We start from the raw sequence: 21873 nt of genomic DNA, 5'->3' as shown, positions 1-21873 counted from the left end.
CGCGCCGTGTTCATTGCCGTCAAAGTTTGCTGCTGTGCCGGTGGATTACGTGGGCTGCGGTCAGTTGGTTGCGCTCCAACTGGCTCGCGACCGCTGTAGCGTCAGCCCATGAGGCTGCAGAGGCCAGTTCACTTATGAATGCCTCAACATCTACCCTCAAGTCCAGAAGGTTGGTTTTAGTGATCACTCGAGTCCCCAGAGGGACCTTTGCCTCAAAGTCCAAGGTGTCTGACGGGTGCACTAGAACAGGTGTTGGCTGTCCCGAATCCGGGTACTGTTTACCGAACCAAACCACAGAGTGAACAAGCTGCGCAGCTTCACTCTTGATGATCAACGGATTGCTACGCGACACGTCTGTTTTCAGCTCAATAACTGCGTAATTGTTTGGAGCGAGAGCCCACAAGTTGTCCGGTCCACCGTCTCGGTTTTCCTTCTCAGGACGGATCGAACCGAATCCGAGGTGAAGCCCCAGGAGTCGCATCTGCTCCTCAGCAAGGTCAGCACCCTGCTCGACCCCCCACGCAATGTTGTCAAACAGAGACGCCACTGCAAGTTCCATGTTGCGGGCGTCGTGGTACAGATTTCCCAGGTACTCTGCCGCCGCTCTACCCTGAGCCATGTGCCCTGAAAGTTTTTTCCGTGGTGGAGATACGGCAGGTTTTAGTACTGCCGAATTAAGTTTTCTCGCCGCGGCCTGCGTTTTTTGCGCGGACATAGGGTTCACTAAATGCTCGTAAGTGGCTAGTTCTTCAAGGTACCAACCTTTGACCAACGGGTCAGTGACCGAGTCAATTGCTTTCCGTAGGACCTGAACGGCGCTGTCAGCATCACCAGCCATAGCAAGGTTGAAGGCTTTGCGGCGCCCCTCGGCCAGGGTCGTAACCGTGCCCCAGTTGTCGTAGGTGACGTCGGCAGTTGCTTCCAAGCTCTTACTCACCCATTGAGTCGCGCGCTCCAGGAATGTGTCAAGCAGCTCGGCGATCACGCTGGCTCCTTCACCTTCAATCTGTTCCGCGATCTGAAGACTGAGTTCTATCTGGGCTCGGGTTGCCGGGGAGTAAAACTGACGCGACTGGGCATCCAGAAGAGTCAGGGCGGCGTCACTGGTAAGGACAAGAACAGCACAATAATCGCTGACATCTCTAATTCCCCGCCCCATTCCCTGCTCTATACGTTGTACTTCGCGAGCTTTGAACGATGCCGATCCCGTGAGGGCTGCCGACGCTCGCTGCTCATGCGGCGTCAAAGGGGTGGGAATTCCATCGATTATCAATAAACGGCAAGCGTCTCCGGGAAGATCAACTCCGTCGTACTTATTCACGAGAACAACCAGGCCAATGTGCTCACCGTTCTTCATGCGCTCAATCACGGGCCTCATGTCACCCACATGGAGCGTTGCATCGGCTACCAAGCGCCAGCGCTCAGCGGCGTAGTCTCCAGGGACAAGAACCACGACGTTGACGGGGACGGACTCGGGCCGTCCGTCTCCGTCACGATCCCCGTCAGCGAAATCGCGTGCCAGTTTGGTTATTGCGCTACTGTCAAGCCTCGGGTTGATGGAAAGCGGAGCCAGGATTAGTCGATCACCCAAGTCAGATGCCTGATTTGGTGTGATGGGTTTCCTGACGGCATCCGGATCTGCGTCAAGCTCCGTTACCAGCACCCCTTCGTCCTCAAGCGTGGCCGTGAGGTATATGCGGCGTTTGGCCTGCCGAAAGGCAGGAATCATTGCAACCTCAGGACAAGGAGTTTTGATCTCGACACCACCGGAAGTGAAAGTGATGGTTGCAAGCTTCAATGAGTCCGCAACAAATGGCCACGAGAAGTACAAAGACTTGATGCTGTCATCGCTCGCATACGGCCTGACTATGCTCATAACTTCATCGGCTCTGTCCGCCACAGCTTTAGGGGGAACACGGATGGGTGCGCCATGCTCCCCTGCTTCGATCTCAGAAAAAGCCTTGGGGCTTTGCTGGCGAAGCTCCGATGCAAACAACTTAAGGAGCTTGGTGAAGGCGGGTACTGAGGATGGGATTACGGCAGCAAAAAGACCGTTCGTGGCCGCTAAAGCTGCATGTGCGTCATCCACGACGACTGTTCCGAGTGGACGCACCCTTTTGACGCCTCGCACGCCAAAGGCACTTCGGCCGTTCAACAACTTATGAAAGGTGGTTATGAGAATCGAACGAGATGACCGGAAGTCCTCCGCATCCACGTCGACGGTCACGGGAATTTGCGCTTCATGCGCCTCATCGACCACCTGTTGAATGAGGAAACTGTCGGGTACGAGGAAAACCGCAGGCCCGACACCCTCATGCAAGCTTGACTGTGCTATAAGAAGTCCCGTGAGCGTCTTGCCGCCACCAGTATTCTGCTTGAGCACGAGGTCGGACTCCTGCCGCCGCCGGTACCACTCTTCTAGAACTTCATTTTGCTCCGGACGCAGGCGAGCCCATTTTCGTCCCTGTAGCGAAGCATAAATCTCCCTCGGCCGAGTGAGTTTAGCGCCCTTGTTAGGGTTGATTTCGTCCCAACGGATCACCATCTGTACCGCTTTCACGATCATTCGTGCTCATGCACGAAGCCAATAGAAAAGTCAAGTCGAAGCGGCCTACCCCCATTTTCATGAGCTTAACTTAGTGCCAAAAGGCAATGCATTTTCAAAGCGCACTTGGGACTCAGCAGGCACGGCACGGCTAGTTTGCGTGGACGCGTCAGGCTGTAGAAAACGAGGCCGCCTGGAAGACCAAACTGACAAGAAGCTGACTCACATTCCAAATCCTAAAGACCCTAAAACATCCTAAAACTCAATACTCATGTCACACCGACACGGCAGAACTTCGTCGTGAGGCGGCTGATAGGCACTTCATCCGAGGTCGGAGTCCTTTGCTGCCCACTCCTAGTGAGTACCAAGGGGTGTTTAGCCAACCCTCGACCAAGTACCACAGCTGCTGGACTTGAACCCTTCTCCCGGGTAGACAGTGACGGTCACACCGTCTGGGGCGAAGTCAATGATGTCGTTTGCGATGATGGCTCCGCCGCCCGTGTTCCGGGACCAGTAGCAGAGCTTGACGCCGGGCTTGGTCTTCCAGGTGCCGGGTTCCATGGTCTGGCCCACAACGAAGGCCCCGTCTACGATCCTCGGTGAGTTGACGGTGCTTTGCAGGTCCGCGGCGTGCGGGGCGTCAGGGCATACTGTGAGAGCCGCGGCCGCTTCCGCCCTCGATACCGGCGTTGTGGGTTTATCCATGTACGTGGCACCCCACGTGTTGTCGACTTTCGCGCAGAGACCCATGATCCTCGTGATCGTGTCCCCGGGGTCCTTGACCTCTCCGCCTTTGGAGGTCACAACGTCCACAAGTTTCTGTTCGGTGGGCAGCAGATCGGATTTCGATGTAATGGCGCCAACGACCCTCACGGTGCAGGCCGCTCCTCCGTCTTTGTATTGGCCGCCTCCCCAGACTTCCTTGTAGTTCTTGTATTCATGGCTGGGGTACCCGCCGCAGCTGTACTTGTAGCGCGTGGCGATGTTCGCTTCCGCGTCCGCGGTTTCCTTGGCCGCGGCGCGCTCCTTGGCGCCCGCCAGGAACTCCGCCTCGTTGGTGTTGACCTTGACGTCCACTACGTCGTTTCCGGAGAAGCCGCCTGCCGCCGGTTGGGTGGAGACGATCAGAACCGTGTCGTCGATCTCCGTCGCGCCGGACCAGCTCTTCCCGTCAGGGCCGATGAAGCGGGGGTAGTAGCTGAGCTGATTGAGGTGGGACTTGGCCTGCAGGGCCGTTTTGCCGACAAGGTCAGGGACGATGGCCCGCTGCTTTGCGGATGCTGATGCAGTAGCCGTCTTGGTCGGTGTTGATGACTGCTTTTCACCTCCCCCGCATCCGGTGAGTGCGATGGCCAGGATTGCCGCAAGGGCAGGGATTCGGAGCTTCATGTCCCCCAGTTTTCTGTTCAGGTGCGGTGATGATTTCAGGCCCGGGCAGGGCAGGTTCGTTGGTGATGGCACAACCCTAGCGGCCGGGCCGCGGGCAGTCGGGTGTGAGGCAGCTACCCGATCTTCGTCCAAACGTCGCAGCGTTCGGACTGGAAGCCCTCCCCGGGGTACACGGTGACGGTGGCGCCGTCCGGGGCGAAGCTGACGAAGTCGTTGGCGATGATGCCACCCCCGCCATTGGTTCGGGCCCAGTAGCAGTCTTTGATGCCGGGCTTTGTTTTGTACGTGCCAGGCTCCATGTCCTTGCCGACAACCTTGGTGCCGTCGAAGACCTTCACAGCCGTCAGCGCCTCCCTCAGGACACCGGCATGCGGGGCGTCCGGGCACACCGAGAGGGCACCTTCGATCTCCGCGCGCCGCCAGTCCATGCGGGCGACGAACTCGTCAGCGAAGTCCGGGGCGATCTTCGCGCACATGAGCATGACCGCCCCGATGGTCGCGGTTGGTAAGCTCACGTCCCCGCCCTTGGAAGCTATGAGGTCGATGAGCGCTTGTTCCTTAGCGAAGAGGGGCTGCCTGGTGCTCGGGTGTTTCCCATCGATGGCTACCGAGCATGTGGTGGATCCGGTGTAGTACTTGCTCGCCCACACTTCCTGGTAGGAACGCAGCGTGGGGGCTTTGGAGTCGTAGGCCGGGCACTGGTACGTGTACCGAGACTTCAGCATCGTCTCCTCATTGGCCAGAATGTTCTTGGCGCGCTGATCCTCTTCGTTCCTGTTCACGGTGATGCGAACCGACTCCTCCGACGTGGAAACCCCAGCGCCAGGATCCGAAGAGACCGCGAGGACGTCGTTCCCGGGATTGAGCGTCACCCACTTTTTCCCGTCAGGGCCGACAGGGATCGTCGTCCGGAAACCCATGCCCGTCAAAGCCTTACTCGCCTCCGGGTAGGGCTTCCCAGCGAGGTCAGGGACAACCTTGGGAGGCTTGGCGCTGGGCGAGGCGGACGCTGACGGTGTTTCAGCTGATGCGGATGGGTTGCTGGTTCCGCAGGCCGTGAGGCTCAGGATGAGAATTGCCGCCAGCGCGGCAGGGATGCGTGCTTTCATGTCCCCCAACTTTCTGCTTTTGCTGGGGCCCGCAGCCATTGCGGCCCCCAGGTCGCCTGAGCCTTTGACGGGGCCCAGGCGGATGTGGTCACCCTATCTTGGTCCAGACGCCGCAGCGCTCAGACTCGAAGCCTTCTCCGGCGTGAACAGTCACGGCCACCCCATCCGGGGCGAAGCCCACGAAGTCGTTGGCGATGATGTCCCCTCCACCGGTATTGCGAGACCAGTAGCAGTCCTTGACCGCGGGTTTTGTTTTCCAGGTGCCGGGATCCATATCCTTACCAACAATTTTGTTGCCATCGCTGATCTTCACCGAGTCGACTACTTCCTGCAGGACTGCGGCATGTGGAGCGTCGGGGCAAAGGGCTAGGGCGGCTTTGGCTTCGGCTTTCTTCCACTGGGGCTTCGCGGGTAGCTCGTCGGCGTAGCCGGGCTTGTTCTGTGCGCAGAGCGCGAAAACGTCTGCAAATGCGTAGCCCCGCAGGCTTGCATCCCCGCCGTTGTTGGCGACGATGTCCACGATGGCCTCCTCGTCCTTGGACAGCAAAGGATGGTCGGATGCCACTTCCCCGTCGATGTAGAGCAGGCAGCGGTCCGAGCTCTCGTAGAACTTGCTCTTCCACACGTCCTTGTAAGACTTGAAGTCAGTGCTCTTGGATGTCGCACTGATACTGATGCCGCAGGTGTAGGTGTACCTGTTGGCGAGCTTGGCCTGCTCGGCGGACCTCGTGACCCCAGCCTTTTGCTCTTCCTCAGTCACGCTCGTAATCAGCTTGACCACTTCGTCGCCGCTGTATGAGTTCGCCGCCGGGTTTGTTCCCAGGATCACAACGTCCTTGCTGGGGTACGCCCTGCCCCAAGGCTTTCCGTCCTTATCGACATACATGGTTCGGAAGCCCAGGTCGGTGAGCTTGATGCTGGCTTGGGACGCTGCCAGGCCGGATACGTCCGGGATCTTTGTAGAGGTCCGTGTGGGTGACGGCGTGGGCGCCGCCGTAGGTGTGGGTTTGGTCGTGGCAGTTGCCGACGTATTCGCGGCTGGTGTTGCCGCGGGGCCGCAGGCGGTTAGCGCGGCAAGTAGAACAGCTGCCACGGCAGCCGCAATTGGGTATTTCATCTGTCCCCATTTGTGCAGTAATGCCACCATCGGGTGCGAGTCGACGGCGGCTTAATAGATTGGCCCATCCCCGGTGGCGGCAGCAATTTGAAAAGGTTATCTTGCCACTGGGGGGGGTTGAAAGATCTTTTGGAGGGTATCGCACGCCTCCGACCACCGCTCCATGCGTTGGACCAAGGGCAGCTCTCGGAGCACCGATGCAGCCAAGCGGTGCCGGATTGGGCGATCCGCGCGTCCCTTCTTCCAAAGCGCTTTCGGCGGTGGCCGCAGAAGTATCCACGGTAATGCGGGGCGCCCGTATTACAGGCTTCAGAACGATATGTCTGCCAGCATCAATTCTTCTTGAGATTCACGGTCGTGGTGGTTCCAAGTGCACTCACCTTGTAGCTAATGAGGCCGCCCTCATATCTGAACTCCTTAGTCGCGTCACTAGACGCAAGGAGTGCCGACTTGGTGGCCTCAACATCACGCTGTGACGTCCAAGTGTAGGGCTCGCTGGCGCTGGTCGGCCCCGTAAAAGATCCAACCCAATAAATCGACGTCGTATTGCCACCGTCGGAAACCCACTCGATGGTCATCTTGTCGGCTGTGATGGTGGCTTGCTGGAACGACTTATCGCTGGTTGGGTTGCCCTGCTTCCAGGCGCCGGCCAGGTCAGGAGCCTTCGGAGCCTCCTGAGGCGAGTTGGAGCTGCCAGCATTTGCCGTGGTGTTGGCAGCCCCGCCGCAAGCGGTCAGGGCCAGAATGGCAGCGAGAGCCAGAGAGACGGTGAACTTCTTCAAGGATTCCCCCAATAGAAAAGCGGATGATGCATGGAGAATCATATGTCGTCATGGCGTGTCATCGGGTATACCGGGCATTTGTTTCGGTTTAGCAATGTTCACCAACTCAGCCGACAAATTCGAGCCTTATTACGAATCAAGAGTGCACACAGTCATAGCTTCGGGCTAGAACGTTGTTCGGTCGTGGGTCGACTACGCCTTGGCCAAGCTGCATTAGCATGACTTCATGAAGTCTGGGCACAGGGGCTTAACCGCCCGAGTTGCTGCCACGGAGATCGGCGAGGAACTCAAACGCGGCGATCAAGACTTCGCCCTTCGCATTTTGGCAATGGCGATATCTCATTTTCGAAGCCTTCCTGGGTGCAGATACGAGGACTTTCTGCAGCCCCCAGGCAGTACAGGATCCATAGAATGGGACACCTTACTTGCAGTCGCAGTAGGTATCGAATGCGAGCACCTGCTCATTGACAGACCCGCGTGGACCAACCCGAAGAAGCTCGAACAAGATTGGGTGGCCACTGCCCTGCCTTCACCCTCGAAGGCGTGGGTAACCAGGGTCAAGGCAAGAACACCACCCGAATACTCCAAGGTTGGCATCTGGTTTGACCCGCGAAATCTGGAGACGGCCTGACCACACGGCGCAGTATCGATGGCTCAATTCGGTTGGTCCGTTAACGCTCTGGTGTACGGTGCTGAACATCGGCTGCAGCTGGTTCGCCGCGTAGAGCAAGAAGCCGGGCCGCCCACGGCGTGACCCTCACTACGTTGCGGACGGTGGAGCCGACTTGCGAAGGCGCGCGCTACTCTCAGCACTACCGCGACGGGTGGGACTGACACTTGCGTTGTCAGAGGGAGTCTCGAAAAGCTCCGAAATATGTACGCCAAGAACATCCGCGATATCCCAAAGCCGCTCGTAGGCAATCGTTCGCTTGCCCCATTCGATACCAATAATCATCGTCCGATCGACACCGGCCTCTAGTCCGAGCGCTTCCTGACTCAGGTTTTGTGCCAGGCGCAGCTCGCGAATTCTGGCTCCCACCTGCCTGCGGCGGTCAAGCCAGTGCTGGGTTCGAGCTGGGGAAGTCTCGGTAGGTCTCGTGGGCACGTTCCATGTCACAAGCAAACAACAAGCTTGTCTGTCGTACTAGTGCAACATGGAGCACAATTGAGATCACTATCACTTGAGTTGCACCTATGGAAGGACGTTCTATGACAATGTCAGTCGTACTCGATCTAAGCGAAAGCGTTAGCGTCAACGACCTCCAGCAGTTCCTAGCATTTGCCCCTCTGTGGCACGACAACGACCAGGACATTCGAGTTACCGATGAGCGAGGGTTATCTATTCGCTTTCTCGAACTCCAGCTGCCACCCAATGGTCCTTCTGACACCTCCAAGTCGAGACTCGCCCACACCGAGCACGGAAGCTAAAAGAATTTCACCACTACATAACACGCAGCGTCGGGGGGACGAATGGGCCCCTAGGACTCCACATAGTTTCCTTCAGCACCTTCCCGTAAGACAGTCCAATGAGCTCGAGGGTGGAAAGCCGAAGACCCCCACTACATGAGCCCACATATTCTGGGCTGATGCGGCTGCGCAGCATCAATATCGAAAGTCACGAAGCCAAAATTGCTTGAAAGGACTGTACGCTCGCCTTGCGCTCCCGGGCGTGTCCTAGCTCGAAGAGTTCCTGCAGCACCTTGGGAGAACTAAGTGGATGCCGTGGTTCTGCTGTACGACTCTCCGCGCTAACAATTCACACCAATCGCGCGCTCCGAGGCCAGGAGGACCGCATCGGGTTCGTGCATGTGATCTACCGGCAGATTGCATTCTTCGWCAATAGGCGTAGCGACATCATGCATAACACTGTGGGGAACATAGACGAAGATGCGGCATTCAGCAGCGTCAACTGAGTCATGGGTTCGTCCGTAGCCAAAGCTGCATCAGTTGTTCGTCGTGACCCTGCGCATCTGTCGAGAGTCCCGGCCGTTAGATCTCCTAGGCACTCTTCTGCGCGGCCGGGCGACTTCGGCTGCGGACACGGTATGTACAGATGCAGGCCGTACAGGGCCTTTTTACACAGAACACAATGGGACATCATGAACCATTCGCTTGCCAGACTCTGCGTCATCGCGGCCATCCTCTCATCCGTTTCCGGATGTTCAACCCCGCAGCCACAAGCGGCACCGTTCAGCGCAATAGCTTCCGGTGCAAGTCCGTCATCAACGCCGTCGGCACAACTCAGCAAACCGACGGCGGCGCCGGCTGCCTCATCGGCGGCATCCGGAGTTCCCGTCGCGGACCTTTGCGCTGTAGGGGAAAGGTACCTGACAAAGTTTTCCGGGCTGCCTACATTTCACCACAACAACGACGCACAGGCCGCACCTGGAGCGACCGGCTGCAGCTACACTGTAGACGCCTCGGGCGCGGCACCTCTGGCTTTGCTAACTGTGGTGGACATCGCCGTCTTTAACGCCCAGGCTTCCCCAGGTATGACGGCAAACTGTGGCGCGAACCTCCAAGTCCCGCCGGGAATGGCGTCAGTGGACTCTTTCGCCTCACGGCCAGGCTGGTCCGCTTGGAAGGGCATCAACGTGAACGTACACCAAGCCGGGGTCTGCACGCCCACTCACGCATTTGCCTCAACGATTGGCAACGTTCCCGGTGCCGGCCCTGACGATGCCCTCGAGATGATCCTGGCTGTCATGAAGTGAAGGGGAGCGCCCGCCTGCAAACCACGCTGCCGTTACTCTCGCCCCAACGGAATCGGGGGTCGAGGACCACTGCGCGGAAAAGTGGCGCTAATAACCCCTCCCCGGTTGCCGAACGATGACGATCGTTCGTGAGACACTTCAAGCCCTTTTTTAGGAACCGCGCCGTGAATCGCAGCGACAAGTGGCGGCATTTGGCGGCGGTAAATGTCGCGCATGGTACCCGTAAGCCGTACCCTTGCGGGGCATTCGTCGACCTGGCGAGGAGCTCACGGGACCGGTCGTTCGATTCATTGACGATCCCCGACGGCTTGTCGGTCTTGACCTGATAGCGCTCGAGGATCCAATCCGCGGCAGGCTGTTAGCCCGGCATGTAGCGGCGGGCCTCGGCTGGGGTGGACAACAGGGTGATGCGGGAGTTGTAGATGACGCGGTTCTTGTCCCACGCGCCGGCTTTGCCTGCGTACTTCACCTTCGTGACCGAATATAGCGTGTAGTCGTCGTGGTCTACGAACAACCCCTGGCCAACTCGCTCAGCGCGTACGGCTCCAACGACTCGTATCGGGCAAGCGCCCTCGCCCCAACCGTTGCGTTCTCCTTCCCGTTTTCCCTTCCCGCTGTTCGTTTCCCTTTGAGTTCTCCTTCTTCACTGTCCGTTCTCTTTGCGTCGGCCTCGTCGGCCAGGGCGCTGCGCGCCCGGTGCTGCGCTCCTTCCGCTCCCCCTTGGTTGCTGCTTTCTCTCATGGGACTGGCCTTCCCTGCGAGGCTAGGCGGCTGCGCCGCCCGTTGCGTGCACTGGTCGTTGTCTTCTCGTCGAGCCTGGGCTGCTGGTTGGCGGGTAGGCGATTCGCGCCCGGGGGTGGCCCTCAAGGATGGCGTCTCGTGTCCCCGTCTCGTTGTCTGTGCGTTCCACGTGGAGTGGTCCTTGCCCGGCTGCCGCCGGGCTGTTCTCCTGTGCGTTGGTCTTCCCGTTGTCGGTCCGTGGTCCGGCTGCTTCGCAGCGGGCCTCCTGATGAGAAACCTTTCTTCAAGGACAAGGCCTTCGGCCTGGAGCCGGACTTCGTCCGTCCGAAGAGCTGGTCGTTGGGGAGGCGGATCGTGTACCGGTCCGCGCCACTCCGAGATGACGGTGAGGTTCTCCTCGCTGCTCGCGCAGCGCGATGACTGTCCGATGACTTGGCGTTCCACGCGACGTTGCCCCCTGCCTTCCCGGGGCGAAGCCCCTACCACCCGAAGACCATCTCGTCACTGGGCACTGGCCGTTCCACGACGAGCCTGCGCGCAGCGCTCCCTGTCCGGCTGACTGCAGGCCGAGGCCGGGACTGGATGGGGCACCCCCGGGGGCGGAGCCCCTTTGCTTGTAGGCCGCAGGCTGACGGGCCGGGACGCAGTCCCGTCGGATGGAGGCCGGCCGGAGGACCCTGACAGGTGAGGCTGAGGGCGGAGCCCGGCCACCGAAGGGGAGGGAGGCCAGCGGCGCGCAGCGCTGCTCTTCTGCGAGGGCTGCCGCACACAGGATTGGTACAAGCCGCGGCCCGAGAAGATGAGGGTTCCTATCCTGCACAAACCACACGTAGGAGAGGCCTGAAGCGGGGGTGAGGGGCCCGATCCCGGCTTCCGGGGATACGCGGGTTTTCCATAACCAAACCGGCAATCCAGAACGCCGTTTATCCCGCATATGGGGTTTCTCAGCAGCGGGGGCCTGTTCTACGCATGGTCTAGGGCATGGGTTTCGCCATTTAGTCTTTCAGCTGCCATCTTACGGAGCCGCGGTGAAGCGACTGCCTCGTGACCCACCTGCGATGGTGCAGGCAGTGGCTGACGGTGAAGGCATAGAAGCTCCCTGGACGTTGTCTGCGCTGCCGTCATTAGTCGGCGGGACTCCCCTCCTCCATCGTCGCCGGTCTGCCGATGTTCGGGCGGCTCTGGATCGTCGGATCCACCTCTCCCCTTAGGAAGTCGGCGGCGAAGACACTCGCGGCGCAACTACACATCCCCGCCAGGATCATCCGTGGCCGGAAGAGATGGACCGGTTCACCAAGGACAAGGAGCCGATCCACCTCGCGCTCGTCGAGCCCATTGTTGTTGAGGTGGCCGCTGACACCGCCTGGTCCGGTCAGGCGTTCCGCCATCCGCGCCGATACCTGCGCGCCAGGCCCGAACTGGATCCGGGCACCGTGGAGGTCCCGGATCACCTGCGCAGGTGGCGTCTCAATCACCGTGTAAATCTTGATCCAAAACTGCGCTGAAGCTAAGCCTCTGCTGCAGCATCGTCCATGTACCCTGTTGCAAACAAGCGGGTCCTGCCAGTCACACTTCTTCCGGCACTCCCCCGCTCGAATTATTGGGGGGCACAAATGCAACAGGGTTGGTACGCAGACACCCAGGAACCGACAACAGTCGCCTATTTCGACGGGACCGTCTGGGGGCCTGAGACGGATCGTTTCTCTTTGACCCGGGACATCCAGGCAACCATTTCCCCGTTGCAACCAGGGCACCCCGGACCCCGTGCGCCATTCGAGACGAATGCGGCTGCAGCCCCACGCAAACCTAAGCCCGCCGGCGTGGGATGGCTCTTCGGCATAGGCGCCGGTGTCCTGCTGATCTTCTTGGGAATCACGAACGGGTTCACGAATGCAGGGGACAACTGTGGCGCACCATTCAAGGAGAACAGCGTCGCCGAGTACATGGATGCTATCGCCCAGGACAGCGGGTTTGGACGGACCACGTACGCCGCCGACTGCAAGGAAAGCATCGCCTCCGCGACCGTGTGGGTTTGGGCCCTGATCCTCATCGGTGTCCTCCTGATCCTCGCCAGTGCCATCATCATGGCGATACTCCGGTCAACGCAGGCTTCCCGAGCTGCCACTCCCGCAGCTCATCCGATGCCGACGGCAGCCAGCCAAATCGAGGAACTGGCCCGCCTGCGCGACAAAGGCATAGTCACACCCGAAGAGTTCGAATGGAAGAAGCAAGACCTGTTGCGGCGTTCCTAGGCGCGAGAAGACTGAAGGACGCATGGGCACCCGGCCGGCAACATCCTGACACGCCGGTTGGCCACACCGACGATTGAGACTCGGCCCGGACCTACAGCCCTTTTTCGCAGCTGGCCTTGTTCACTCGGAAGCCGTCCGGGGGCTCCGGGACATGCCGGGTCTTCGTGACGTTCTCGGCGTCCACATAGACACCGTAACCGCCGGGACAGCGGCAGAGGTACCGCGTTCCGACCCTCGTCTCGATGTCCACCACGGTCAGCCAGTCGCCTTGGTGCTGGCGGTGGTGATGATCGGCGACGTTGCGGAAATCCCCTTTGATCTGCTTCACCATGGGCCCGCTGGGACGGTCGTGGCCACCCCTCTCTGAGTAGAGGGCCTTCAGCCCGCGCTTTGAGGCTTGCAGAAGCAGCCTGGTCCAGTCGATAGCCATGGTTCCCCCAGATCGGTGTGAGTTCTCCCCACCACTCTAAGGGGCGCCGCGCACCCGCCCCGAGGGGGTCGGGAAGTAACTTCGGCAAGCAGGATTCCCTTGCCAGGCGATCAGAAAACTACGGTTGGGGCGGACGAGGCGGGTGCGCTCCGTCCCGTACTGATTGGAGAACGCCACGGCAAGCATCCCTTCGCAGCCGGGGTGACGTCGGTGACCACCAGTACTCCGGCGCCTGCCATCACGGTAAAGCGGGTTGGTTGCTCACCAACCCGCTTTAAGTGCCTCAAGCCCGTCATGCGGACTGCCCTGCAGCTCTCAGAAACTCATCTCATTCCCCGCCGTGGCCCCGAAAGGGGGCACCACCACCGGGCTCTTCGAACTGACGTTATACGCCGGCGTAGCAGCCTCTGCTGCAACGGGCGATTCGAGGCCAGCACGCATGTCAGCCTCTGGCGCCGCAACCTGCGCATGAGACATGCGCTGGTACACTGCGGTCCCGAAACGGAGATCCGGGCCTATGGTGTCGGCGACAATGCGTCGGGCTTCGCGGCGTTCGCCGTCCTTCTCGTATGCGCGGAATTCCAACTCGCCCGCCACCGTTACCGGGTCGCCCTTTCGCAGTGAACTCGCCGAGTTCTCGGCCAGCGCACGGAATGCAGAGACATTGTGGAAGACAGGTTCTCCGTCCTGCCAAGCGCCGTCCGCGCCTTGGATTCTCTGGTTGACGGCGACCCTGAGCTTAGCGTGAGCCACTCCGCTTTCGCCTACGCTGAGTTCGGGATCGGCAACCAGGTTGCCGGCGATGCTGATCGGGATTTTGGTGCCCATGGTTCTTGTCCTTTCCAAAGCCGGCGGGACTCTCCCGCCGGACAGATTGTTGCCAGCCGGGTTCAAGGCCCGGCCATTACTGGTCCGTCAGGCGACCGCAAAGGTTGTTGCACGCCCGCATAGGACGCTGCCGGGCTCAACCGCGGGGCCGCGTCGACAGCGGTGATCTTGCCGCCGAATCCCGGCGGGTGTGTGATTTCGAGAATTCCCTTGCTGGCCGCGGTAACGCGACCCAGTACGGACTTCGCAATGTCTGCGCGGGACACCGGCAGCTTGCTGCCAGCGTCGCGCCCCATCGCATCCTGCTTCGCGTCAATGACGACGTCAGCCCATCCGGCGAGATACGTTGCAGACTGAGGTGCGCGGTCGATCCCGTGGGCCTTAAGCACCGTGTAAGCCACGGATTCGGCTTCCACCTCAGCCAGTCCCCGATGATCTGCGCTGCTGCCATACAGCCGGCCGACCGCATCGTCGGGACCATGAAGCAGCACATGTCCAAGTTCGTGTGCAAGGACAGCTGCACGCTCTTCCGGGCTGAGCCAGGCGCCGACCTGGACCCGGCGGTGGGTGAAATCCGTGAATCCGCTCGTCAGCCCGTACTGGGCGCCTGTCACGTCGACTTTGAAGCCATGGCTGCCCGCCACCGTGGTCAGAGATCCGCACAGCCCAGCTACGTCCAGCACAGATTCGGCACCGCCGCGGGGAACGAGCAGCGGCGTGCCCTGCGTTTGTGAGACGTCGAAGACTGCCTGGCCCCGCCAGCCTGTGATGACCGTCTTCTGTCCATCGTCGACGGCGCCATGGGGCACATGCTCACCTGCAGGGATCCGTTGCCGGGTACCGTCAGGAAGCGTGACCTGCTGGAGTCGGGCTGTGCGGGGAGCTATCACCCAGAGTGCATGCTCACCTCTCAGCACCGTGCGGCCGTGGCGGGCCCATTCCTTGTACCCGGCCACCAGTGTGGGATCGTCGGTACCGCGCTGGGCCATCTGCATCTTGAGAAGGGCGACATTGCCGCCCGAGTAACGCCACAACGTTGCGGAAGCATCCAACAGCGTCTGCCACTGCGACGGAGATTCGACTGCCTTTTCCAGGATCCTGTGGAGGCCATCCGTCAAGGCAGAGATGCGCTCCTCGGGCGTCATGCGGGAATTGCCCGATTCACTCCGGCCCGGCGCAGCATCTGCCGCCATTGCACTCGATACGTCCTCAGATTCAGGGGCCACGACAGCCGCCCTTCATGCTTCTTGGAATCCGGCCGGGACCACCCCGCGGATACTTGTTCATGTCCTGAGAAAGGGCCAACAGCATGACTTCAGAATTCGCCCCCGACCTGGTGGGAAGCCGCCTGCCACTCAACGAAGCCCGCCAGGTCGAGCCGGAGGGTTCTCACTGCGGACTCCTTGTGCGTCTGTAGGCCGACACACCCGGCAGTCCGGGTATGGATCCGCAGACGCTCGACAGCGTGCGGCAGCCGTTCGTGAAAGGCCAGGGGTCCGAACCCGGGATCGTCGCTGGCGTAAGAGGCCAGTTCCGCCCGCTGCAGAGCATACAGCTCGGCCACGATCTCGGAATGGCGCCACCAGCAGTCCGGAACCACCGACGTCGTCAGCTGGTACGTGGCAACAAGCCAGCGGACCCAGACCGCCAAAGAACGCCAAACGCTGCCGGCCTGCTCAGCTGTCATTTCCCGCCAACGGTATGTCACGCCGGATGCCCGCCCCGGTGGCCGGAATGCAGAGCGGAAGAGCTCCGCCGTCAGCTCATCGTCGTCAGCTCCGGCTGAAGGGATCTCAAAGCGTTCGACGTCGTCATGGCTGGCCATCGGCCGGCTCCTCAACTGCTGCCTGTCGCAGACGGTGCCCATCGGCCAAGGTCCGTTCAAGCTCCAGCTTTGACCGGCCGAGCTCGGCGGCGTCTTTGCGTTTGTGCCATTCGCGCAAGTCCAAGAGGATAGGCCGGGTTCTACGCCCCAGCATGAGGGCCGTGCCTGCGGGCAAGCGCCTGATCTCATGAAGCGGCAGGACCGGGCTCTCCCTGATCTGTTCGCCGTCCTGCCGGCCCTGTGCAGACCAGGAACGGGTGTTCAAGGTCAAGCTCCGCTCCCCCAGCAGCCCGGCCAGCGAGCGCAGGTCACGTTCGTCGGAGCCTCCGCCGAAGATCACCTTGATGATGGCCGAGTCCCAGATAGTGGCTGCTTCATCGATGGACCAGCCGGTACGGGCCTGGGACAGGGATTGGAGAACCACCAGCGTTGATATTCCGATGCCGCCGCCGTCAGAGAGGGCGATGGGCAGGCCCGGCCACGGTGCCAGGTTGGCAATCTCATCAAGAATCAAGGACAGCGGCGGATCCAGCCTTCCCCCCGGAGCGACAAATGCCAGTTCGCGCGCGGCGTTGTCGATGTCGTCGATCAGAGCAGACAGATACGGCCCCGCCGCAGCAGCTCCGGCACGGGTGCCGATCAGATACAAGGTGCCGCAGCCCCGGATGAAACTTTTGGGGTCGAATTCCTCCGACTCGTCCCGGGGATCCAGTGCGCCCAGCACTTTCGGTGACGACAGCGGTGCGACGGCAGCCGAGACACCAATCCAGGAGTTTGACGTGTTCCGCGGGTCATCCTCGAGGATGCCCATGAGATCGGCCTGCCACCCCAGCGCCGCCGCCGGTTGGCTCAGGACCTCCAACGCCTCACGTGCCAAGACCGGACTCGAAGACCAGCGCCGAAACGCGCGGACGCCCTCGCCGGACAGGGCCGCAGCATGAAGGAGGCATTGCAGGATGATCAGCGAGCGCTTTTGCCATGCAGCGTTCTCTCCCTTCATCTCCGTGTCAGCAGTGATAACCAGAGCGCGGCGAGTGGCTATATCTGGGTCCTCGCAACCGCGGACAGGAGACCAGCGAAGTGTTGAGGGCAGTCCGGACATGCTCTGTGGGTCGAACACGGTGACCGGCCTGCCGTGTGTAGCCCGGGCCTGCATCGTGACCACCAAGTTGTCGGCGCGGGTGGACGTCGTGACAACAGCACCCGGCGCATCGAGGATGGCATTGATGACCACGTAGAGGCCCTTACCGGAGCGCGGTGCACCTTGGATGACCATAGATTCCTCCGTGGAGACATGAATCGTGACACCGCGGGAACGGCCCAATGTCCAGGCCACGTCCTGGATCCGCGGTTTGGCGAGGCCTGGCCGCGTGAACTTGCCGCGCTTAAGAACGGCCCTGGCTCCGAAATCTTGGAGGATCTCGGTACGGCGCGCGATGCCCTCGCGGCTCAGGATGTCCTGGCGCAGCCATGAGCCCGATTGTTTCCACCTCCGCCAGGCCAACACAGAGCCCACGGCGAGCGCAGCAGCCAGAAGGAGGACCGGGCCAACGATCCACCAGATACTGCCGGTCCCGACGTCGCATCCCTGCGGTACCGGGACCACCCAGTTGATCCGGCCGATGAAAAGTCCGGCGGCGGCGGCCGGGTTGAACGGCGACGGCAGACTGCCGCCGCAGCGCCACGCCATCACGACGTTAGCTGCCCCTTGGACCAGGAAACACAGACAGACATAGCCGGCCACGGCGATAAGCCCGGCCGTGACCAACGGGCTGTCGGTGCCTCGCCGCGAACTCATGGGTGGCATTCAGATCATCCGGTCGTCGGTGCCGAAGACTTCAAGCTCATCGGTCGTGACCCGGTTCGCCACGATGAAGGAACGGTTCCCGACCTTCCAGAGGCCAACACCCTTGGGGAGGTTCTCTACGTGCTCGCATTCGGCCTCCGACAGGCCCAGGGCTTCTTTCGTCAGTCGCATGGCGTCGTGCTTTTGCCGGTAGATGATCCTGGTGTCCGCCTCGGTCAGCAGGCCGAGCGCCTTCTGACGGTGCCCGCTGGAGCTGTCTCCGATTTCGTTGAGGTCGGCCACTTTATGCATGATGAGCAGGTTTGCAATGCCGTAGGTGCGGGCTAACCGCCACTGCTCGCTCATTTTGGCGAGCATGTACGGGTCGGCCAGCATGCGCCAGCCTTCGTCGTACACCACAAGCCGTTTTCCGCCGTCGGGATTGGTGACGGCTGCCTCCAGCCAAGTGGCACCGCACGCGGCGGCCAGGGACAATGCTTGCTCCGAGGCGCCGATGAGCGCAGAAGTGTCCATCACCATCATGGGCGCATCGGCGTCGAAAGCGACCGTGGACGGGGCGTCAAACATGCCTTCCAGATCGCCGGAGACCGTCCGCCTCAGGGAGTGGCTGACCGCCAGTCCCCCATCCTTGCCCACCAGCCCGATCGTTTCCTTCGACGGGTTCAACAGATGGTCCAGAACCATCGGCAGCGTCGGATTCGAGTTCTCGGCTACCGTCTCCATTAGAGCCATGTCCAGGGCAGTGTGCTCCACGGGACGGAGGGGCATGCCCTGCCGCATGAGAGAAACCAGTGCCACTAACAGGTAGCGACGGCGCTGGCGCACCACGGCCTGCCACTGCGCCTCACTCAAGGCGCTGGAACGCGGCCCCGCGTCGAGTGGATTGACGCGTGCAGCGCGGCCGGGGCCCACGGAAATGACCTTGCCGCCAACCGCATTGGCGACGGCAACCCATTCGCCTTTGGGATCGGAGGCGACGGCGGCCTTCCGCCCCAGCGTTATGGACCTGGCCACCAGGGACTTTCCGCACATGGATTTACCGGTCCCCACGGTGCCGATGACAACGATCGAGGGTCCGCTGATGACGCCCTTGTCATAGAGAATCCACGGATCGTAGGAAAACGCCCCCGAGCCGAAGACGTCTGTGCCGATATATGTGCCTTCGTGGCCGAGGCCCGATTCTGTGATGAACGGATACGCCGCGGCGAAGGTCAGGGTGGACGCGCGGTGGGGTGCCGGCCGCAGGCGGTGCGGACCACGCAGCGAGGCGGGTTCCCGGCTCCCCCAATCGCCTCCGTGCTCGGCGGTGTCCAACCGGGTGCCGAGCATCTCGCCAGCCCGGTTCAGAGCGGCCGCCCATGGTCGGCTGTCAGCGGCAGCCGAGCGCCGCCGTCGTTCCTTCCTCTCCTTGCGGTTCGCGCCCGACGGCACGTATTCAACCGACTGGTTTGTACGCGTCATCGCAGTCCCCGTCCGAACGGGAGCGCACCGGCGACGAATGCAGCCCATTGTTGCCCGGCCAGTAGGCGCAATTCGACGAAGGCTCCCGCGGCCGCCGACTCCAGTTCCTGCCGGTGGCGGGCCAGGTCCTCCAGGGTCCCTGCAGTAACGGTCACGTAGGCAGCGGGCCTTACGTCTCCGTGTCCTGCGACGATCTCCTCCTCGCGCTGGGCGACCTCTTCTTCCTCAGCCCGTTGCTCCCGGGTCAGGGGCCTGTCGAAGCGGGTGTTGATGCGGCGCCGGGTTTCATGGGCCTCCTGGGCGGAGCGGATGTCCCGCAGCGCCTCGGTTGTGGGCACGGCCCGAATCACCTCTGTCACCGTGTGCCGGAAGTCGCCCACATAAATCAGCGGATGGAGGAAACCCGGAAATACCTTTTGCCGTGGCCACTCAGCGATCCAGAACGTTTGATGAAAGCCGGAATCCGTTCGTACGTATGTCCAGTGCTCTTCCACGGCCATGGGCCCCGCGGGCACGTTGCGGGGCATGGAGTCTCGGGGTTGTGATTCCTTGTTGGCCGGATTACCCGCCCCGCTTGCGACGGCGGCAGGATCGAAGGCGCCCCGAACGACGTCGAGGATCCCGCCCTCCGGCAGCCACTCCTCTACCTTGACGCTGTGCGTCCCCAGCGCGGTGGTCATGGCCTCGACCTCCAGCCGAAGCACCCGTTCAAGACCGACTAGTCCCCCGCCCGACTCTCTGATCCGGCGTCGGGCCTTGGCCACATCCACAACAAGTGCGATCAGGAGATCGTGGCTCATCGTGGATCCCGCTGCCGAAATCAGATCCTCGTACGCGCGCTGACCCCAAGTGAGTTCGCTGGAGACGCCCGTCGGCCGCGGTGACGCCATTTCGTAGAAGGACCGCAGGGCGGTGGACGGATACGGAACCGTGAAGTCCTGCACGACGATTCTCGCGAGACCTGTTCGCTGGGCCATGCCCGCCTGTACCCGCGACCAGGCCTGCACGGCCCATGCTTTGTCGTCGCTGTCTAGCAGCGCAAATGACCGGGTGCTGCAGCGAAGTACGGCTATCGCCTCCCTGCCGCGGGCGTCCACGATGAAACACTCCCTTCGCGAGGTCCGTCGCAATTCCAGGTTCCCCAGTCCTCCCGGAAGCGCCAGCCGTCCAGCCAGGACTGCTCGCTCAGGTCTGGTGAGGAACCTTGTTTGTCCGGCCACCGATCGGTAGAAGAACAGGACGGCGTGGCTGGCCCAGACCGGGTACGGAATCCGTGAATACTGCAGCAAGCCGAGGAGCATCAGCGCCAGCCACAGCGGTCCCGAAGCGAACAGGCCGATCGGTCCTTGAGCTGCCGATGCCAGACTTGCCACGACGACGCCGGCCGCGAGCAAAAGCAATTGGTACCACTTCAGGCCCATGAACAAGCCCCGGCGCTCGTAGCGGGGGAATTTTACTGCCTCGAGGGTGTGTGAAGTTTCAGACATGGAAATCACCGTCGGTTGGGGGCTGGATGACGCCTGGCCGGTGGATGGGAGGCTGGGCCGTCGGGGCGATCGGTGGCGCGTCGTTCGGTAGCTTCGACGACGACGGCCTTTGTGGCTCGCTGGGGGCCTTGCCCCCATTTCTGCTGCCCGATGCCGATGCATCTGGGGCTTGGCTTGGCTGTGCGCTGCTTGCCTGAGGCGGGGCCGGGCTGGCGGCCGAGGTGCCGGCGTCGAGCATCAACGCACCAGCGTTGCCAGCTGGCGTGGATGACGGCGTTGCACTCGTTGGCCTTCCCGGAAGAGGGGCACCGGTCGGCAGCGTGCGGGTGGGAAATTGGTGACGACTCGACTGGATCGGGCGGGTCATCGACGAACGGCCAGCCATCCCTGCCAGAGTGAAGCGGCCACCGGTCTGCCGGCTGATCTGCCGGGCGGTGAAGCTGGAGGTTCGAGTGAGGACGTGTCCACCACCGGCAGTTTGCGCGGCAGCGGCCAGCTCGCCTCCGGCGAAACTCACGAGCCGCAATGCCATCAGAGGCGCACCGCAGGCCAGTGCCATGCCCACAACACCAGCGGCCAGCCCGGCGAATGACTTCGAGTCGGCAAAGAGCTTGATGGCCACGGCCAGCACGGTTGCTGCAAGAGGTTTGGCGAGCAGCAAGGCAACGACGATCTCGCACCACCGACGGGCCCAAGTTTTCGTCTTCTCCCACGGCATCAGCATGAGAGCGACCGGAGCAACAGCGGCGAGCACGATGAGCGCAAAGGATCGGAAGATCATCGAACACATCAGAATGAAGGCCAGGATCCAGACGACAATGACAGCCATCACGGTGACGACGACGGCCCCGGCCGCACCGCCGCTGGTTCCCGGGGCCAACGAAACGACGTTCCATTCCCTGCCGGAGTCCGCCGGGGCCCGCTCGAAGCCAAAGAGCCGCATGAACACCAGATAGGGATCCGTCCCCATGGAATCAAGCAGTGCCGTAGCTGCGGAATCGCCTACCTTGGTGAGCTGGCGGACAAGGTAGACGGCACCGGCCACCAGGGGAATGGCCGTCGCGCCGCCAACCAGGGCGCGCACTAAGCGCCGGGGCTGTTGGCTGATCAAACCGGACAGGAGTTGAAGGATCATGGCCACGACCAGCGGCGTCATCATGACGACAACCCACCAACTCGTCAGCCCTTCAACGGCCGTCCACTGAGAATCATCGACGTCAGAAACACTAAACGCACCGGTGATGAAGGACCAGATCCAGGATGCGGTGCTCTGGAGAATGTTCGCGAAGAACGACGTGATGGAACCTTGGACACCGTCGTTCGCTTGCGAGACGAGACCGCAACCGGGCGGCCACCATCCGTCCAGGTCGCACTGAACCGGCATGA

At 61.6% G+C, this 21873-nt stretch carries 17 protein-coding genes; 1 reads left to right on the top strand and 16 read right to left on the bottom strand.

The genetic code is table 11. The features are described from left to right. Nucleotides 1-19: 19 nt before the first annotated feature. From TV39_RS08910 to TV39_RS22235, 8 genes are all read right to left on the bottom strand, one after another. Nucleotides 20-2566, bottom strand: a complete 2547-nt coding sequence (locus TV39_RS08910; protein WP_200890982.1) for a DEAD/DEAH box helicase — start codon at nucleotides 2564-2566, stop codon at nucleotides 20-22. Between the two features lie 354 nt (nucleotides 2567-2920). Next, complete coding sequence (locus TV39_RS22375; RefSeq protein ID WP_052500534.1) at nucleotides 2921-3934, bottom strand: hypothetical protein; 1014 nt, start codon at nucleotides 3932-3934, stop codon at nucleotides 2921-2923. A gap of 113 nt (nucleotides 3935-4047) precedes the next feature. Further along, nucleotides 4048-5043 (bottom strand): PASTA domain-containing protein, encoded by a 996-nt coding sequence (locus TV39_RS08900; protein ID WP_043480677.1) that lies wholly within the window; start codon nucleotides 5041-5043, stop codon nucleotides 4048-4050. Nucleotides 5044-5131: 88 nt separating this feature from the next. After that, nucleotides 5132-5929, bottom strand: a complete 798-nt coding sequence (locus TV39_RS21365; protein WP_144406364.1) for a hypothetical protein — start codon at nucleotides 5927-5929, stop codon at nucleotides 5132-5134. 563 nt (nucleotides 5930-6492) lie between these two features. Continuing rightward, nucleotides 6493-6942, bottom strand: a complete 450-nt coding sequence (locus tag TV39_RS08885) for a hypothetical protein (RefSeq protein ID WP_235347315.1) — start codon at nucleotides 6940-6942, stop codon at nucleotides 6493-6495. Nucleotides 6943-7702: 760 nt separating this feature from the next. Continuing rightward, nucleotides 7703-7981: a helix-turn-helix domain-containing protein gene (locus tag TV39_RS22840; RefSeq protein ID WP_200890981.1), complete on the bottom strand. Its 279-nt coding sequence runs from the start codon at nucleotides 7979-7981 to the stop codon at nucleotides 7703-7705. Nucleotides 7982-10014: 2033 nt separating this feature from the next. Then, nucleotides 10015-10170, bottom strand: a complete 156-nt coding sequence (locus TV39_RS22240) for a hypothetical protein (protein ID WP_160292488.1) — start codon at nucleotides 10168-10170, stop codon at nucleotides 10015-10017. 1351 nt (nucleotides 10171-11521) lie between these two features. Next, nucleotides 11522-11872 carry a hypothetical protein gene (locus tag TV39_RS22235; RefSeq protein WP_160292487.1) on the bottom strand — a complete coding sequence of 117 codons (351 nt, stop codon included), beginning with the start codon at nucleotides 11870-11872 and terminating at the stop codon, nucleotides 11522-11524. Between the two features lie 345 nt (nucleotides 11873-12217). Between TV39_RS22235 and TV39_RS08865 the strand changes: the two genes are divergently transcribed. Beyond that, nucleotides 12218-12649, top strand: a complete 432-nt coding sequence (locus tag TV39_RS08865; RefSeq protein WP_043480672.1) for an SHOCT domain-containing protein — start codon at nucleotides 12218-12220, stop codon at nucleotides 12647-12649. Between the two features lie 91 nt (nucleotides 12650-12740). On the opposite strand, the gene TV39_RS08860 is transcribed toward TV39_RS08865, so the two are convergent. The 8 genes from TV39_RS08860 to TV39_RS08825 form a co-directional block, all read right to left on the bottom strand. Beyond that, nucleotides 12741-13079 carry a hypothetical protein gene (locus tag TV39_RS08860; protein WP_043480671.1) on the bottom strand — a complete coding sequence of 113 codons (339 nt, stop codon included), beginning with the start codon at nucleotides 13077-13079 and terminating at the stop codon, nucleotides 12741-12743. A gap of 315 nt (nucleotides 13080-13394) precedes the next feature. Beyond that, the gene (locus TV39_RS08855; RefSeq protein ID WP_052500532.1) at nucleotides 13395-13907 is read right to left on the bottom strand and encodes a single-stranded DNA-binding protein; all 513 of its coding nucleotides are present in this window, start codon (nucleotides 13905-13907) and stop codon (nucleotides 13395-13397) included. 62 nt (nucleotides 13908-13969) lie between these two features. Further along, a complete protein-coding gene (locus TV39_RS08850; RefSeq protein WP_144406362.1) occupies nucleotides 13970-15133 on the bottom strand; it encodes an ArdC-like ssDNA-binding domain-containing protein in 1164 nt (387 codons plus the stop codon). A gap of 89 nt (nucleotides 15134-15222) precedes the next feature. Further along, the gene (locus TV39_RS21360; protein ID WP_052500531.1) at nucleotides 15223-15732 is read right to left on the bottom strand and encodes a hypothetical protein; all 510 of its coding nucleotides are present in this window, start codon (nucleotides 15730-15732) and stop codon (nucleotides 15223-15225) included. After that, the gene (locus tag TV39_RS08840) at nucleotides 15719-17530 is read right to left on the bottom strand and encodes a type IV secretory system conjugative DNA transfer family protein (RefSeq protein WP_043480669.1); all 1812 of its coding nucleotides are present in this window, start codon (nucleotides 17528-17530) and stop codon (nucleotides 15719-15721) included. The genes TV39_RS21360 and TV39_RS08840 overlap by 14 nt, the downstream gene beginning before the upstream one ends. 9 nt (nucleotides 17531-17539) lie before the next feature. Then, nucleotides 17540-19000: a hypothetical protein gene (locus tag TV39_RS08835; RefSeq protein WP_043480668.1), complete on the bottom strand. Its 1461-nt coding sequence runs from the start codon at nucleotides 18998-19000 to the stop codon at nucleotides 17540-17542. Then, nucleotides 18997-20487 (bottom strand): SCO6880 family protein, encoded by a 1491-nt coding sequence (locus TV39_RS08830; RefSeq protein ID WP_043480667.1) that lies wholly within the window; start codon nucleotides 20485-20487, stop codon nucleotides 18997-18999. Before TV39_RS08830 ends, TV39_RS08835 begins: the two co-directional genes overlap by 4 nt. After that, entirely contained in the window at nucleotides 20480-21871 is a 1392-nt protein-coding gene (locus TV39_RS08825) for a type IV secretion system protein (protein ID WP_043480666.1), read from the bottom strand. The genes TV39_RS08830 and TV39_RS08825 overlap by 8 nt, the downstream gene beginning before the upstream one ends. Nucleotides 21872-21873 lie beyond the last annotated feature (2 nt).

The organism is Arthrobacter sp. SPG23 (assembly GCF_000876655.1).
Taxonomy (GTDB): Bacteria; Actinomycetota; Actinomycetes; order Actinomycetales; family Micrococcaceae; genus Arthrobacter.
Note: the sequence above shows the minus strand (reverse complement) of the source record. Positions and strands in the feature narration are given on the sequence as shown.